Raw genomic sequence first — 15,777 nt, forward strand, 5'->3', positions numbered from 1 at the left:
ATAAGTTGCTCTTTTATCTATTTTTTGACATTTAGACAAAATAAAATGGCTGGAATAGAGAAATAACAGCTTATTTATTCAAACTCGTGGTATCGTAAATTTATTTATCTTTGTCCTATGATGTTACATGCCAAAGGAATTCACAAAGCTTATGGGTCATTACCAATTTTGAAAGGTGTTGATATCGCTGTTGAAAAAGGGGAAATCGTCAGTATTGTTGGTGCTTCAGGAGCTGGTAAAAGTACACTGTTGCACATCATTGGTACCTTGGATAAGCCTGATCAGGGTGCGGTTTTCATCAATGGTGTTGATGTTCAGAAATTGAATGCTAAAAAGCTCAGTGCTTTCCGAAATGAACATATTGGTTTTGTTTTTCAATTTCACCATTTGCTGCCTGAATTTACAGCCTTGGAAAACGTGTGTATTCCAGCTTTTATTCAAGGAAAGGGGAGGTCCGAGGCGGAAGCTAAAGCAAGAGAATTGCTTGAACTATTAGGGGTTTCTCATCGTATTGATCACAAGCCTGCTGAAATGTCCGGCGGAGAACAACAGCGTGTTTCTGTGGCTCGTGCTCTGATCAATGATCCTTCCATTATTTTGGCAGATGAACCTTCGGGTAATCTTGACTCAGAGAATGCAGCAGCTTTGCATCAGTTGTTTTTTGATCTTAGACATAAATTTCAGCAGACATTTATTATCGTTACCCATAATGAGGAACTTGCCCGAATTTCGGACCGAACAATACATATGCGCGATGGGTTAGTCGTGTAACAGTAATCCGGATTATAATTATATTTTTAATGAAGAAAATACTCATAACTTTCGGGACCAGACCTTTGGCGATGCGTATCGCTAAAAGACTTGGGGCTGATTTCGAAATATTATATGCAAGTTCAGAAGATATTCCCGAATTGCTTTTAGCCTCAGGGAAATATGCCAAAATTCCAAAAGGTCTTCTTCCTACTTTTGCACATGAGATACTCAAATTAAGTTTAGACCAACAGGTTGATTATGTGCTGCCTTTAGGTGGTTTTGAGCTGGAACCATTGGCTGCAGCCAAAGTTTTATTTGAGGAATATCAGATTTCAGTTCTTGCCCCTGATAAAGATCTGCTTGAAACTATTCCTGTTATGGAAAATCCGCCAGCTGATTTGCCTTATAGACTTCTGTCAAAGGGCAACGATTTATTGGACTCAGCGACTTTCGAAAGATCACTGGATGGATTGTTTGTCGCTTCGGATTCCGGGGAGGATTTAGCATTAATCTGTCTATCCAAATAGAATCTTATTTTTGTGGTTAGTGTCATTAAGGTTTTAACCCCGTTGACACAGCCCTTAAATTTTAAGCTTTTACATATCATTACATATCATGATGTTCCCAGAAGAAAAAAAGGTATATGTTTTTGAATTAGATGATGTTGTTTTTCCTAAAAAGGATTACTTACTTCAAGTATATTATCTTTTTGCTAATTTTATAGAATTTACAGAGACTGTTCCTGCTCAAGCTGATTTGGTTCAATTTATGAAAAATCACCTCGAGCATCAAGGTGAGAATTTATTGTTTGAACATGCGCAGCAAACCTTTGGATTTGATCAAAAATATAAGGAGAATTTTGAGCGGCTTCATGTCAATGCAATTTTGCCGCTACGGTTACATTTGTTTGATCATATTACTACGCTGTTTAGGCAGTTAAAAGCCGCAGATAAACATGTTTGTATTTTGACGAAAGGAAATCCGCTAGAACAACTCAATAAAGTCAAATTTGTGGATTGGGGTGAATATGGGGATGCTGTAAAAGTTTACTTTAAGGATGAACTTGTTTTTAGGGGAATTGATCCATTGGAGTTCCTCGCCAATGAGTTTACGGTGGACACGACCGCAATTCAATTTGTAGACTAAGTTTACAGTCAGTATCTTTGTTGAATCTACCAACAATAATTGTTATTAAAGTCGTTGTCGATATTGTTGAGAAAAAATTATGATTAGGGATATAAAAGCCCTATTTTTATATAAAGCCCTTGGATTTATGAATAAAGTGAACAAGCCTGCCACGATTAAAGAAATTGCCAAGAAGCTGAAAATCAGTCCTTCGACAGTTTCTAGAGCATTGAATGATCATCCTAGTATTGGATTGGTGACAACAATGCGCGTAAAAAAAATGGCCGAAGAATTGAATTATGAACCCAATCAAACGGCTATATTCTTCAAGCAGCGTAAAACATTTACGATTGCTGTTATCTTACCGAGTTTGTCTGAACCGTTTTTTTCTTTCGCCATCAGCGAAATTGAAAATGTTGCATCAGAACACCGATATACTGTGCTGATGGGACAATCACTGGATGACCCCGAGCGTGAAGAGCAGATCTTAAAAACATTTAAAAACCATCGTGTCGATGGGATTTTGATGTCTATAGGTAAAAAGACGACCAATTTAGAATTCATTGAGAAATTGGAAGCGTCTGGTATCCCGATTGTCTTCTTTGACTGTGTGCCTAGTTTACCCAATATCAATAAAGTACAAAGCGATCTTTCTACGGGTATGAACGAAGCTGTGGATGCTTTCGTAGCGCGTGGACATAAAATTATTGCCCTTGTAAATGGGCCGAAAACCTTGCCGGCTAGTGAAGATCGAAAAGTAGCTTATCTATCCGCCATGAAAAGGAATGGTATGGATATTCTAGAAAAGAATATCATCGAAACAGACCTGAGTACGGAAGGAAATGAAAAGGCTATGGATAGTATATTTGCGATGTCTGAGCGACCTTCTGCAATTATATCTTTTAATGACTTTGTTACACTTGATTTGATGAAAGCGGCCAGACAGAAGGGGCTTGTCTTAAATCAAGATATTTTCTTTATTAGTTATGCCAACTATCCGTTATGGCAATATATGGAAAATCCGCCAATGGGACGCATAGAGCAATTTCCGGGAATGCAAGCGCGTAAAGCGGCTGAAATTTTATTTGAACGCATTGACAACACCGAAATTGTCGATCAACAGATCGTCTTTAAGTCGCGATTGGTTATGTAATCGCTATTAACCATTCGATCATAAAACTAAAAAGGGGAAAATCGTTAGATTTTCCCCTTTTTAGTTTTTTTGTTTTACTACTACAAGTGGATCACTTCACCGTAAGCATCAGCACAAGCTTCCATAATCGCTTCACTCATTGTTGGGTGAGGATGGATGGTTTTAATCATTTCATGACCTGTCGTTTCCAGTTTGCGGGCAACAACAACTTCTGCAATCATTTCTGTAACATTGGCTCCGATAAGGTGTGCGCCTAGGAACTCACCATATTTAGCATCAAAGATAACTTTAACAAAGCCATCTTTCGCACCAGCAGCTGAAGCTTTTCCTGAAGCTGAGAATGGGAATTTACCAACTTTAATTTCATACCCGGCTTCTTTTGCCGCTTTTTCGGTATAACCTACAGAAGCAATTTCTGGGGAACAATATGTACAGCCAGGGATATTATTGTAGTCAATAGGTTCAACATGTAGACCTTTGATTTTTTCAACACAAGTGATTCCTTCTGCTGAGGCAACGTGAGCCAAGGCTTGGCCTTTAACAATGTCACCGATCGCATATACACCTTCGATGTTTGTTTTGTAGAAATCATCTACAACAACACGGCCGCGATCAGTTTTTACACCAACCTCTTCCAAGCCAATATTTTCGATATTTGGAGCGATACCAACAGCCGATAATACAATCTCTGCTTCGATAACTTCAATACCTTTTTCTGTTTTGATAGAAACTTTGCTCAACTCACCTGTTGTGTCAACGGATTGAACTTCAGATTTCGTTAAGATGGTGATACCTTGTTTCTTTAAGCTTTTCTCTAATTGTTTTGAAATTTCTTCATCTTCAACAGGAACGATTCTATCCATAAATTCTACGATAGTTACTTTTGTTCCGATTGCATTATAGAAATAAGCGAACTCAACACCGATAGCACCTGAGCCAACAACAACTAAAGATTTTGGTTGTTTAGGAAGTGTCATTGCTTGACGGTAGCCGATGATTTTTTTACCATCTTGAGGTAAATTAGGCAATTCACGTGAACGTGCACCAGTCGCTAGGATGGTATGTTTTGCCGAATATTCTTTAGTAGAACCGTCTGCTCCTTTTACATCGATTTTACCACCTTTTTTAATTTTTGCAGTTCCATTGATGACGTCGATTTTATTCTTTTTCATCAAGAACTGAATACCTTTACTCATTCCTTCAGCAACCCCGCGACTTCTTTTGACAATAGCGTCAAAATCAGCCTCACCACCTTGAACATTGATGCCGTAATCAGCGGCATGGTTTAAATATTCAAATACCTGAGCACTTTTCAATAATGCTTTTGTAGGGATACAGCCCCAGTTTAGACAGATTCCGCCTAATGATTCGCGTTCAATAATCGCTGTTTTGAACCCTAACTGAGCGGCTCTAATGGCAGCAACATACCCGCCTGGACCACTACCGATTACAATGATGTCGTAATTCATATAAATAAATATTCTGTAGTTGAGTGTTATAGCTTCAAATGACAAAATCTGTGAAGCATATATTCATTCAAAAGTACGCATTTTTTCTGATGAATATGAACTATTTATTGTAAAATTGGCGGTTTCTGATAAAACACTGTCGCTGTTTCTAGCAGAATGTCACATCCTGGTCAAAGGGGGAAAAATAATAGTTAAAGCGTTTTTAGAGTCTTATTTTTGAAGTTCACAATACACAGTTTATCATTATGTTAAGAATATTCAGACAGATCGCCCTGTGGGAAGCAATCTCCACCATTTGCTTGTTTTTTATTGCCATGCCGTTGAAATATTTCGCGGGAATCCCCGAAGCAGTCAAAATAGCCGGTTCCATTCATGGCTTCTTTGTCGTTATCTTCGTCGTTATGCTGATCATGTCAACTGTAGAATACAAGTGGCCTATATTAAAGGCGGTGAAATATTTCTTGGCTTCTTTAATCCCTATTTTTGGCTTTTGGGTGGAATTGGATCTTAAAAAAGAAATTGAAGGAAAGAGACAGAAATCATAGTTTGTTTAAAAAATACAAATGCATAAATTTTTACAAAGGGTTAGGTAGGGGGGAGATACCAAATTAATAAAGACAGGGGAGATGTTTAATCATCTCTACCTGTCTTCTCAATCCCCATATACGCATAGGTAATGCTATCTTTTCCATGAGGAGCTGGATTACCATCTTCATCCAAGTTTACAAAGACCAATTTATCGATCGATAGAATTGTTTTCCTGGATATTTTATTGCGTACCTCGCAGCGCATCGTTAAAGATGTTGTTCCAAAATTGATCGCTTCAATACCCAGTTCGAGAATATCGCCTTGCTTGGCTGAGCTTACAAAGTTTATTTCTGAAATAAATTTCGTAACCACTTTGGGATTTCCTAATTGAACGATAGCATAGATGACTGCTTCTTCATCAATCCATCGCAGTAGTGTTCCTCCAAATAATGTTCCATTGGGATTTAGGTCTTCGGGTTTGACCCATTTTCTTGTATAAAAATTCATCGTGTATAGGTATTTATGACAAAGGGGAAAAGTTTCCTTTTCCCCTTGAGTATTCGATATTTATCGCCTAAGCGTGTATTGCTCTGTTTGCTGTAGCTGCTAGCGCCGCCTCTTTGATTGCTTCAGTATAGGTTGGGTGTGCATGGCAAATACGTGCGATATCCTCTGCAGATGCACGGTATTCCATAGCTACGGTTGCCTCACCAATCATATCTGCTGCACGAGGACCAATCATATGTACACCTAATACTTCGTCAGTTGTCGCGTCTGCCAGTACTTTTACAAAACCATCCGTGTCACCAGATGCTTTTGCACGACCAGAAGCTTTGAAAGAGAATGATCCAGCTTTGTATTTCACACCTGCCTCTTTAAGTTGCTCTTCAGTCTTTCCAACAGAAGCAACTTCAGGCCAAGTATAAACAACACCTGGAATCAAATTATAATCAATATGTGGTTTTTGACCTGCAATATATTCTGCAACATATACACCTTCGTCCTCAGCTTTGTGTGCCAACATTGCTCCAGTGATCACATCACCAATTGCAAATACACCTTGTACAGCTGTTTCCAAATGGGCATTAACAGGGATTTTCTTGCCTCTTTCTTCTACTGTGATGCCGATATTTTCTAATCCTAAGCCTTCAGAATATGCGGTACGACCAACCGCTACGATACAATAATCGCCTTCTAAAGTGACTTCTTGTCCTTTCGGATCTTCAGCGGTTACTTTTACAACTTTACCTTTCGCGGAAGCTCCAGTTACTTTATGACCTAAATAGAACTCCATGCCCAATGATTTTTTCAAAACACGTTGTAGTTCTTTTCCTAAGCCACCATCCATTGTACCGATGATAGATTTTGCAAATTCAACAACAGAAACTTTTGAACCCAAACGAGCATAAACAGAACCTAGTTCCAAACCTATAACACCACCACCAATGACAATAAGGTGTTTTGGAATCTCTTTTAGGTTAAGTGCTTCGGTTGAGGTAATGATTCTTTTTTTATCAACAGGTAGGAAAGGCAATGAAGTCGGTTTCGATCCCGTTGCGATAATTACATTTTTACCAGTGATCTGTTCTGTAGAACCATCTGCTTTCGTTATTTTGATGGTGTTTTTGTCCACAAATGAACCCACACCCTGAAAACTGTCAATTTTATTCTTCTTAAATAAGAAGGTAATACCTGCAGTATTTTGGGCAATGACATCGTCTTTACGAGCAATCATCTTTGCCATGTCTACTTTCAGATCTTTCAAGCTGATGCCAAATGCATCAAAATTGTGCGCAGCATTGTGGTAATGCTCCGAAGAATCTAAAAGCGCTTTTGAAGGAATACATCCAACGTTAAGACAAGTACCACCAAATGTGCTATATTTTTCAATAACAGCTGTTTTTAATCCTAATTGGGCACAACGGATAGCTCCTACATATCCGCCTGGACCACTTCCGATTACAATTACGTCGTATTGCATTGATTACGTTTTATTTTTTTGTACCACAAATTTAATGATTATTAATGGGATAGGAAATCAAAACTTACGATTTGTGACCAAAGATCCTTACTTTACATTTTTTTGATAAAAGAATGGAAATTATGCACCTCGGGGAACAATGAATCGGTGTTAGTGGGGGTATAAAATTGAAAAAAGGATATTCATAGTTTGAATATCCTTTTTTACTTATTAGTTATTCTGCAACAATTTTTCCTTGCATGACACCATAGTGACCAGGGAAGCTACAAATAAACGTATAAACTCCTTTTTCAAGAGTAAAAGTGATTTTATCAGTTTCTCCAGGTCCCAATAATTTTGTGTGGGAAACAATTGAAGATAAAGCTGATTTTGGAATATATTCGTCTGCAGCAGCTGCAGCAGCCTCAGCACCAAAAGTTGGAAGGTCAACACCTGGTTTTAGGATAACTACGTTATGTCCCATGGACTCTTTTGGCATAGTACCGGCATTTTTGAAAGATAATTCTACTGGCTCACCCGCTTTTACACGGAATAAATCCTTATTATATTTCATTTGATCGTTACCTTCTAAAGATAAGCTGTTGGAAATAGCCACGTTTTCAATTCCAGGCACTGTTTCTGTTGCTTGGCTTTCTGTTGAAGTTGTCGCTTCTGTACTAGTTGATTTTTCAGACTTGTCACTGTTTCCACCACAAGATGCAATTGATAAAGCAACTGCAACTGCTGGTATCATAAAAAGTTTTTTCATTTGAATGATTGTTTGTTTATCTTTTATTTATTGTAGGCATTTCCGCAGCCTTTAGCGGTTTAGTGATGAAGTTATGACGAACGTAATTCCTTTCTGGATGCGCGTTCATGAGAAATAACATCAAAACATCTTGATTATGTTCTAAAATTAATGATTTCATTGATAAATTGAAACTATCATTTCAATTTTGACAATAAAGTATCAATTGTTTTATATAATTTGATAGGATCGAATGGCTTTCCGACAACTTCATTGGCTCCGGCATCGAGCGCTTCCTGTTGTTCGGCTTGGAGCACAGAGGCTGAAATGGAAATAATCGGCATGTTTGCGATTGTCGGATTCGTGTTTCGACGTATTTCCTTGATCGCTTCAAAACCACTCATGAGCGGCATATGGGCATCCATAAACACCAGGTCGATTTTTTTCTTATTGATTTCTTCTAGTGCGATGAGTCCATTCGTTGCCAAAGTAATTTCGCAATTCCAGCTCTTCAGGATATTTGCCAGCATAAAGCTGTTTAATTCATTGTCCTCAGCAATGAGAACCATCGGGAAGTTGAACTTCGGCAATTCCGTATAGAGTACCTGCGTTTCTTTTTCTACGGGTTTATCTTTGATTTTGTCGAAAGTACATTCAAAAGAGAAAATACTCCCTTTACCATATTCACTCGATGCAAAAACCCGACCGTTGAGCAGCGCAGCAATACGTTTTACAATTGCGAGGCCCAATCCTGTACCGCCAAATTTTTTGGTGATACTATCTTCTCCCTGTTCAAACGCAATAAATATTTTTTCCAGGGCGTCTTCTACAATGCCGATCCCTGTGTCTATAACCTGAAACCGTAAACAGATACTATGGTTATCCTCTGTTAGAAGCTGAATTTTTAATACAACAGAACCTTCCAAGGTGAATTTGAAACTATTGGAGATAAAGTTGGTCAATATTTGTTTCAACCGTAGTGGATCTGTCAGAAAATAACTTGTGATCCGATCGTCTACATCAATTGAAAAATTCAACCCTTTGTAGTTGGCTTTATCAATAAAGAGATTGTTTAGATCATCTGTAATATCTTGCACTGATGTCGACTCCATATTAAGTTTCATCATGCCCGAGTCAACTTTTGAAAGATCCAATATGTCGTTGATAATGGTCAATAGATTTTGAGAGGCAGAGTCCAGTTTATTGATCCAGTTTTCTTGCTCTAAAGTGAGCTGGGAGTTTTTTAACATCTGTGTAATGCCCATGATACCATTAATAGGTGTACGAATCTCATGACTCATATTGGCTAAAAAGGTTTCTTTCGACTTTCTGGCAAGATCTGCCTCTTCTTTAGCTTTGAGAATGGCCTGTTTTGATTCTTCTAAGGCAATGTTTTTCTCTTTAATTTCCTGCTGTATCAGTAATTGCTGAACAAAAGATTTTACTTTTGCGATGGTCGCTTCGGGGTTCAGCGGTTTATATAGATAATCCACAGCTCCGCTATTAAGTCCCTGAATGAGGTATTTGTCTTCTTTTGAAATCGCTGTTACCATAATCGGGATAATATGGTTTGTTTTCGGATTCTTCTTTAGGAAGGAAACAAATTCAAAACCATTGATTTCTGGCATCTGTACATCAACGAGCGCTAAGTCAATATCCTCTTTCCAGCAGATTTTTAAAGCTTCGTTGGGATCTGTGCTCGTCACTATATTTATATTTTCGATATCCTCCAGCAGTGCTGTAAGACTGATAATATTTTCAATTTTATCATCGACAATCAATATATTTATCTTCTTCATTATAGCAAATCTAAATACAATTTTAAGTCAATTGCTTGATGTAATCTTTTATTTCTTGAATGCTCAAAATGCGTTCCTGTGCATCGAGTTGAATAGCTGCTTCGGGCATGATGGGAACTTCAGCCGTCGCAGGGTCTTGTACAAAAGTCGTCCCGCCGTACCGTTTTATCATTAATAATCCCTGTGCACCATCCTGATTTGCTCCAGAGAATAAGATAGCGGTACAATTTTCTTTATATATTTCGGCTACAGATTCGAAAGTTACATCAATTGATGGTCTTGAGTATTGAACAGGTTCCGAGATATCCAAAGAAAAGCTATAGTCTGGTTCAACTAAAAGATGATAGCCAGCAGGGGCAAAATAAATGGTCCCATTTTCTATCGCTTCCTTATCATCTGCAGTTTTTATTTTTTGAACAAGCGCTTTGGAAAGCGTGTCCTCAATACTAGAAGCATATTTAGGGTTTCTGTGTACAATGACAATAACGGGTATGCGGATTGGTCGTTCCAATGACTTTAATAGATTTAGAATGACACTAAACCCACCGGCAGACCCCGCTAACAAAAGAATTTTCCTTTCCATCACCTACTAACCAATTTTTTGGTAAATATTCTGTTTTTTGTTTACGACCTTAAATTTAGCAGCGTCTTTATAGTTGATTAAAGATTCTTTCGCTCCCAAACATAAGAAGCCCAGATGGCATAGTGAATGATAGAATAAATCCAGGACTTGATTTTGCAGTTCAGTATCAAAATAGATCAATACATTACGGCAGGTAATCAGTTGAAATTCATTAAAAACGCCATCGGACACCAAGCTATGCATAGAGAAAAGGACATTTTTTTTCAGACTATTATTAATGGTAGCTGCGTTGTACATCGCTGTATAATAATCCGACAGTGAGTTTTTTGGTTCTGTTTTAATAAAATTTTCCGAGTATTCTTTAACTTTCGCGAGGGAATAGATGCCGCGTTTTGCCTTTTCTAACACTTTGCCGTTAATGTCGGTACCATAAATAAATGCACGTTGGTAAAGATTTGCTTCTTCTAACAATATGGCCAGCGAATAAACTTCTTCGCCAGTAGAACAACCGGCACTCCACAGTTTTATATGTGGATAAGTTGCGAGATAGGGAAATACATCCGTTTTTACAGCTTTATAAAAATCAGGATCCCTAAACATTTCAGTTACATTCACTGTAATTTCCTGTAGGAAATAGGTGCTGAATCCGGGCTGATTAATCAAATTGGACTTTAGCTCCTGTAGATTGAGCTTGTTAAGTTCCATTATTCTAGTCACACGTCTTTTTAAGGAAGCTCTTGTATAACCGGATACATCATAGCCGTGGAGATTTTTGACTATATCAATAACTTCTTCCAACTCTTCAAAACTTATCATTGCTACTATTTTATCGGTTAACTCAGCCATACGCGCATCAGAGATATTAATTTGTCAACATCAACCGGTTTACTAATATAATCGTTTGCTCCAACAGCAATTGTTTTTTCTCTATCACCTTTCATTGCTTTCGCTGTCACAGCAATAATAGGAAGGTTTGCAAATTTCTTGTTTGCCCTTATTTTTTCAATAGCCTCATAACCATCCATGACGGGCATCATGATATCCATTAAAACAAGGTCAATCTGTTTATTTCGTTCAAGAATATCTAAAGCTTCCTGGCCATTGTTGGCAATTTCAATGTTCATATCATAGCTTTCAAATGCGGTACTAAGGGCAAAAATATTCCGCATATCGTCATCTGCGAGTAATACTGTTTTTGAAGCTAAATTGTTCTCAGCAATTACAGAGGATCCTGAGTGATTGAACATCGTGTATTCGTGCTTATTGCTGCGAATTTTATTTAAGAATAAATTAACTTCATCAATCAGACGATTATTTGATTTAGCAGATTTAAGGACCATCGCCTGGCTGTGATGCAAAATTTCGGAAGTCTGCTCTGTAGTGAGTTCCATTGCCGTATTGATGATAATGGGTAAATCCTTAAATTGAGTGTTTGATTTGATTTCATTCAGGAGTTCAATGCCTGATTTGTCAGGGAGATTCAGGTCCATAATGATGCAGTCAAACAATTTCTCTTGATCTAATAAATCGAGCGCCTGTCTCGCATTGAAAGCCTGAAATATCTGAATATGCTGTTCTTCTAAAGATTGTTTGATAAAATCGCTTTGGATTTCCTGATCTTCCACCAGCAGAATTTTTTTCAATGGATGACTAGTCGATGCTTTTATTTTTAAGAATGTTTCAGCCAAAGATTCTTCTGACACGGGTTTAGCCATAAATCCGATGGCTCCGGCAGAAATAGGTTCATCATGTAAAAATGTTCCTGCCGACATCATGTGTACGGGAATCTCCTTGGTGCTGTCAATTTTTTTGAGGTTACGAAGAACTTCCCAACCATCCATTTTAGGCAACATAATATCTAAGATAATTGCGGCAGGTCGTAAATTTTGTGCTTTTTGTAAACCATCTTGCCCATCATAGCTGATGTAAACATCGTAGCCGTTTTGTTCGGCGTAGTCTTTTAGAATATCTGCAAAAATAAAATCATCCTCAATAATCAGAAGTTTATTGTGTTTTCCATCGTTGTCGATCGACTTCGTTTTTTCGACTATAGGATTTTCCTTCGGAATTTGCGTTGGTGGATTACTTTCTTTTTCGACAGATGTTACTTTCGGGACTGAAATTTGAATCTCCTGTTCTAGCGGGATACTGAAGGTGAAAATACTACCTTCACCAACCTTACTGGATAAGGTTATTTTCCCTTTTAATAAGCTAGCAATTTCGCGGCATATCGATAAGCCTAAACCAGTGCCACCATATTTACGACTCGTTGAGCCATCTTCCTGTTTAAAAGCATCAAAAATTAGCTCTTGTTTTTCTGGAGCAATGCCAATACCGTTATCTTTTACCGTAAAAAGAAGATTTTCAGCTTCAGCTTCTATCGCTAAAGAGACTTCGCCCTTTTCACCTGTAAACTTGAAGGCATTCGATAATAAATTCTTGAGGACTTGTTGTATACGATGTTCATCACCGATGAATTCCTGCGGTGCATTTACATTGACATCGAGTAGGAAGTCAATATTTTTCGACGCTGCGGTATCATTGAAAAAATCTTTAATATAATTGACAAGATAGTTTGTGTTGATACGTTCTTTTTGGACTTCAACTTTACCGGATTCAATTTTTGCCAGATCCAACAATTCGTTAATTAAATGAAGGAGATCTGAGCCGGCACTGTGAATGACAGAAGCATATTTTATTTGATCCTCACTGAGGTTTTTCTTTTTGTTATCCTGAAGTAATTTGGCAAGAATGAGAATACTATTAAGTGGTGTCCGCAGTTCATGGCTCATATTGGCCATAAATTCAGATTTATATTTGCTGGACAGCTCTACTTCCTCTATTTTTTGGGCTATGGCCTGGCGGGCTTTTTCTAGATCTTCATTTTGTGCAAAGAGCAATTTAGCCTTCTCGTCCAGCTCGTTATTGGTTTGGATAAGTTCTTCCTGCTGTACTCTAAGCTCTTCCTCAGAAGCCTCCAACAAATGGGTCTTGTGGATTAACTCCTCATTGGTTGTTCTCAATTCCTCCTGTTGCGTCTCTAATTCCTCGGTTTGTTGTTGAAGTTCCTCATAAAGATCGGCAAGCTTTCCATGAGTTTGGGCTACTTTGATAATAACGGCAATGTTATCTTTTGCTTTATCCAGGAAGTTAAATCGTAGTTGCTCGTCTTTCTCATTGACAATGGGGCAACAGATTTCCATGACACCGACACAATGGCTTTCATAAGAGAAGGGAACAATATAAATCTCAGCGTCTAAGTGATCGGATAACGAGGTTTCTAAGATAAGATGCTTGTGGTCAATATCTTTTATTTTAACGACTTCATGATTGTTTGCAACTTCGCCCAAAATGCCATCGTTTTCCTTAAACGTTCGTTTGATATACTGTGTGGAGGAAATACCAATTTTGTGGCAAAGCTGATACTCCTGATAGTTATCATCGAAAATGTAAATCGTCCCACCTAATGCTTTTGTCGTGGAAGCAATAGCATGTAGGCTTATTTCGGCAATTTTCTTGTCTGTATAGTCACCGCGTAATTGTTCGTCGATGCCATTAATCGCATTCAAAATCCAGTTATCACTGTTGGTCTGTTCTTGCAATAGTTGGAGACTTTTATTGGATTCTTGTTGACTTTTCACTGTAGACCTCAGAAATCTAGAGATCGAGGAAATTTTAGCGAGAATATAGAAGAACCCACTTAAGCCAATGGCGATGAAAAGGTAAGTAATGTACTGGGCCAGTTGCAGTTCATTTCTAGATTTTTCTAAGAGTCTTGCCCGTTGGTCTAATAGATCTCTCGACATGAGATCGATCTGATTTAATATCGAGGCCTTTCGTTCGTGAATATTATGGGATATGGATTGAGTTTCCTTTGTGTGATCGATATCCTGCTCAAAGTCGTAAAATGCAACGATATCTTTGCGGATGTTTTCAGTGCTGTTTGGCTGAACATGATAGAAATCATCTTTCAAACTTAAAGATCGCAACAGTTCGTCCATTTTTTTAAATTCCATTTTATAAGGAATAAATAGTGAAGCGTCTTTCTTATTCAGGTAATCAAGTTTGATGTCATTTACTTCGTCTACACTTGATTTGATTTCATTAATAATATTGAATCTATTTTCGGCAACACGAACAATACTTCGCTCGTTATTTAAATTATGATGCAGCGATATGAAAAAATATAGGGCTGAAAGGAAGATAAGCGAAAAAGAAATTATCACTCCTATGGTAATTTGCTTTCTATAATTTTTTCGATTCATGTTAGAATGAGTTTATCGTTTACTTTTCTGTAGGTATTGTGTTTCGATGGTACCTGGGGAAAAAGATATATGTAAAATAACAAAAAAACTTGCTATTCCTAAAATAATCAAAAGTCAGCATAGAAGCAAACCTATAAACAGTCAAGGGGCATTCCAAAATAATCGATTACCGCGCAATAGCGATTTTTTGTTACGTAAGCGTAGCTCATACCATTTTTTGTCTTTTAATTCTGAGTTGCAGCAAGTAGGGATCAAGCAGTGATCAAATTAGGTCTTTTAACAGTACTTGTTCAGTGTTTGTTCAGTGCTCGTTCAGTGATTGTTCAGTGATCACTCAGTGTAGACTGAATAAGCAGTGACTGATCACTGTCTAAAAATTGATTGAAAATTGTTCTTAGCTATATGTTGGTAGGGAGATAGTTCAGTCAAGTTTATTAAATAGAAGAAGAAAAAATGCTTATAAAAACAAAACCCTGATGATGGGCACCAGGGTTCGTTACTAACCAATTATAAACCTAAATTATGAAAAGACTCTTTAAGGGCTTCTAAACTAAATTAGTTGCCGTGTTGTGCCGTGAAAACTAAAAATGATTGTTTTTTAAAATCTTATGCAAGCTTCAAGTAAATAACTCTTCTGACTGCTTGCTGTTAGTGTTTCATAGCGAGATAACCTTTAATTATCTTCTACAAAGATACGGTAAATATACAGTAGCATCCAAATATTTTTGAGAATAAGTTGCTAATACAACTATGTTGTGACACACAAATGATATTTTGGCTTAACTGAATAATTATCTGACAGCCCTGTCAATTAGATCAGTATCGCTACACGAATTATTACTCGAAATGCCTTACTTTTACAAAAATAAATTTTTATGGTATTGACCGAATTTAAATCGATAAGAGCATTTGTATTGGATGTAGATGGTGTATTGACTGATGGTACTGTACAAGTTAATGAAGAAGGGCATCAGTTACGTACATTTAATATAAAAGATGGCTATGCTATGCAGTTGGCGATCAAGAAAGGCTATCCTATTTTTATTATCACAGGAGGAGGTTCGAAGGGGGTCGAGCAGCGGATGAAAGGTTTGGGAATCAAAGAAGTGTATTCAAAAGTTAGTGACAAACTGTCTAAAATGAAAGAACTTGCTTATGATTACAAGCTTGAATTAAATCAGTTGATGTACATCGGTGACGATATCCCTGATTTTAGCTGCATGAAGTCTGTTGGCGTAGCTGTTTCTCCGGCAGATGCAGTAGAAGAGATCAAGAAAATTTCACATTATGTGTCTAGCTTTTGTGGCGGAAAGGGAGTTGTGCGTGAATTGATCGAAAAGGTCATGAAAGTACAAGGCAATTGGTATGAGGATGAAACAGTAAAAAGTATATAA

The 15,777-nt window shown here is 37.6% G+C and carries 14 protein-coding genes; 6 read left to right on the forward strand and 8 right to left on the reverse strand.

Translation table 11 applies throughout. The features are described 5' to 3' along the window. The first annotated feature begins 120 nt into the window (after nucleotides 1-120). From K2F45_RS04175 to K2F45_RS04190, 4 genes are all read left to right on the forward strand, one after another. A complete protein-coding gene (locus K2F45_RS04175) occupies nucleotides 121-771 on the forward strand; it encodes an ABC transporter ATP-binding protein (protein WP_208734186.1) in 651 nt (216 codons plus the stop codon). A gap of 29 nt (nucleotides 772-800) precedes the next feature. Then, a complete protein-coding gene (locus K2F45_RS04180) occupies nucleotides 801-1,280 on the forward strand; it encodes an ATP-grasp domain-containing protein (protein WP_075991084.1) in 480 nt (159 codons plus the stop codon). 88 nt (nucleotides 1,281-1,368) lie between these two features. Then, complete coding sequence (locus tag K2F45_RS04185; protein WP_075991085.1) at nucleotides 1,369-1,899, forward strand: HAD family hydrolase; 531 nt, start codon at nucleotides 1,369-1,371, stop codon at nucleotides 1,897-1,899. Nucleotides 1,900-2,026: 127 nt separating this feature from the next. Next, nucleotides 2,027-3,031 carry a LacI family DNA-binding transcriptional regulator gene (locus tag K2F45_RS04190; protein WP_088163448.1) on the forward strand — a complete coding sequence of 335 codons (1,005 nt, stop codon included), beginning with the start codon at nucleotides 2,027-2,029 and terminating at the stop codon, nucleotides 3,029-3,031. 80 nt (nucleotides 3,032-3,111) lie between these two features. Here K2F45_RS04190 and lpdA (K2F45_RS04195) read toward each other — a convergent pair whose 3' ends face one another. Continuing rightward, on the reverse strand, nucleotides 3,112-4,500 hold the full coding sequence (gene lpdA, locus K2F45_RS04195; protein ID WP_070560650.1) for a dihydrolipoyl dehydrogenase: 1,389 nt from the start codon (nucleotides 4,498-4,500) through the stop codon (nucleotides 3,112-3,114). A gap of 245 nt (nucleotides 4,501-4,745) precedes the next feature. Here lpdA (K2F45_RS04195) and K2F45_RS04200 point away from each other — a divergent pair, with 245 nt between their 5' ends. Further along, complete coding sequence (locus K2F45_RS04200; RefSeq protein ID WP_046674086.1) at nucleotides 4,746-5,045, forward strand: DUF3817 domain-containing protein; 300 nt, start codon at nucleotides 4,746-4,748, stop codon at nucleotides 5,043-5,045. 85 nt (nucleotides 5,046-5,130) lie between these two features. Here K2F45_RS04200 and K2F45_RS04205 read toward each other — a convergent pair whose 3' ends face one another. The 7 genes from K2F45_RS04205 to K2F45_RS04235 all read right to left on the reverse strand — a co-directional run bounded on the left by K2F45_RS04205 (nucleotide 5,131) and on the right by K2F45_RS04235 (nucleotide 14,383). Continuing rightward, entirely contained in the window at nucleotides 5,131-5,535 is a 405-nt protein-coding gene (locus K2F45_RS04205) for an acyl-CoA thioesterase (RefSeq protein WP_075991086.1), read from the reverse strand. Between the two features lie 67 nt (nucleotides 5,536-5,602). Then, nucleotides 5,603-7,009, reverse strand: a complete 1,407-nt coding sequence (gene lpdA / locus K2F45_RS04210; protein WP_075991087.1) for a dihydrolipoyl dehydrogenase — start codon at nucleotides 7,007-7,009, stop codon at nucleotides 5,603-5,605. Nucleotides 7,010-7,223: 214 nt separating this feature from the next. After that, the gene (locus K2F45_RS04215; RefSeq protein ID WP_075991088.1) at nucleotides 7,224-7,757 is read right to left on the reverse strand and encodes a plastocyanin/azurin family copper-binding protein; all 534 of its coding nucleotides are present in this window, start codon (nucleotides 7,755-7,757) and stop codon (nucleotides 7,224-7,226) included. A gap of 176 nt (nucleotides 7,758-7,933) precedes the next feature. Continuing rightward, a complete protein-coding gene (locus K2F45_RS04220; RefSeq protein ID WP_075991089.1) occupies nucleotides 7,934-9,535 on the reverse strand; it encodes a response regulator in 1,602 nt (533 codons plus the stop codon). A 22-nt stretch (nucleotides 9,536-9,557) separates the two neighbouring features. Then, nucleotides 9,558-10,118, reverse strand: a complete 561-nt coding sequence (locus K2F45_RS04225; protein WP_075991090.1) for a chemotaxis protein CheB — start codon at nucleotides 10,116-10,118, stop codon at nucleotides 9,558-9,560. A 6-nt stretch (nucleotides 10,119-10,124) separates the two neighbouring features. Further along, the gene (locus K2F45_RS04230) at nucleotides 10,125-10,964 is read right to left on the reverse strand and encodes a CheR family methyltransferase (RefSeq protein WP_248933028.1); all 840 of its coding nucleotides are present in this window, start codon (nucleotides 10,962-10,964) and stop codon (nucleotides 10,125-10,127) included. Continuing rightward, nucleotides 10,952-14,383, reverse strand: coding sequence for a hybrid sensor histidine kinase/response regulator (locus tag K2F45_RS04235; RefSeq protein WP_075991091.1), 3,432 nt, complete (start codon nucleotides 14,381-14,383; stop codon nucleotides 10,952-10,954). The genes K2F45_RS04230 and K2F45_RS04235 overlap by 13 nt, the downstream gene beginning before the upstream one ends. Nucleotides 14,384-15,258: 875 nt before the next feature. On the opposite strand from K2F45_RS04235, the gene K2F45_RS04240 reads away from it, so the two are divergent. Continuing rightward, on the forward strand, nucleotides 15,259-15,777 hold the full coding sequence (locus K2F45_RS04240) for a KdsC family phosphatase (protein ID WP_075991093.1): 519 nt from the start codon (nucleotides 15,259-15,261) through the stop codon (nucleotides 15,775-15,777).

This window comes from Sphingobacterium siyangense (genome assembly GCF_023277505.1).
GTDB lineage: Bacteria > Bacteroidota > Bacteroidia > Sphingobacteriales > Sphingobacteriaceae > Sphingobacterium > Sphingobacterium siyangense.

Coding starts and splice junctions, on each gene's coding strand:
- K2F45_RS04175 (WP_208734186.1), top strand. CDS start 121: ATGTTACATGCCAAAGGAATTCACAAAGCTTATGGGTCATTACCAATT.
- K2F45_RS04180 (WP_075991084.1), top strand. CDS start 801: ATGAAGAAAATACTCATAACTTTCGGGACCAGACCTTTGGCGATGCGT.
- K2F45_RS04185 (WP_075991085.1), top strand. CDS start 1,369: ATGATGTTCCCAGAAGAAAAAAAGGTATATGTTTTTGAATTAGATGAT.
- K2F45_RS04190 (WP_088163448.1), top strand. CDS start 2,027: ATGAATAAAGTGAACAAGCCTGCCACGATTAAAGAAATTGCCAAGAAG.
- lpdA (WP_070560650.1), bottom strand. CDS start 4,500: ATGAATTACGACATCATTGTAATCGGTAGTGGTCCAGGCGGGTATGTT.
- K2F45_RS04200 (WP_046674086.1), top strand. CDS start 4,746: ATGTTAAGAATATTCAGACAGATCGCCCTGTGGGAAGCAATCTCCACC.
- K2F45_RS04205 (WP_075991086.1), bottom strand. CDS start 5,535: ATGAATTTTTATACAAGAAAATGGGTCAAACCCGAAGACCTAAATCCC.
- lpdA (WP_075991087.1), bottom strand. CDS start 7,009: ATGCAATACGACGTAATTGTAATCGGAAGTGGTCCAGGCGGATATGTA.
- K2F45_RS04215 (WP_075991088.1), bottom strand. CDS start 7,757: ATGAAAAAACTTTTTATGATACCAGCAGTTGCAGTTGCTTTATCAATT.
- K2F45_RS04220 (WP_075991089.1), bottom strand. CDS start 9,535: ATGAAGAAGATAAATATATTGATTGTCGATGATAAAATTGAAAATATT.
- K2F45_RS04225 (WP_075991090.1), bottom strand. CDS start 10,118: ATGGAAAGGAAAATTCTTTTGTTAGCGGGGTCTGCCGGTGGGTTTAGT.
- K2F45_RS04230 (WP_248933028.1), bottom strand. CDS start 10,964: ATGGCTGAGTTAACCGATAAAATAGTAGCAATGATAAGTTTTGAAGAG.
- K2F45_RS04235 (WP_075991091.1), bottom strand. CDS start 14,383: ATGAATCGAAAAAATTATAGAAAGCAAATTACCATAGGAGTGATAATT.
- K2F45_RS04240 (WP_075991093.1), top strand. CDS start 15,259: ATGGTATTGACCGAATTTAAATCGATAAGAGCATTTGTATTGGATGTA.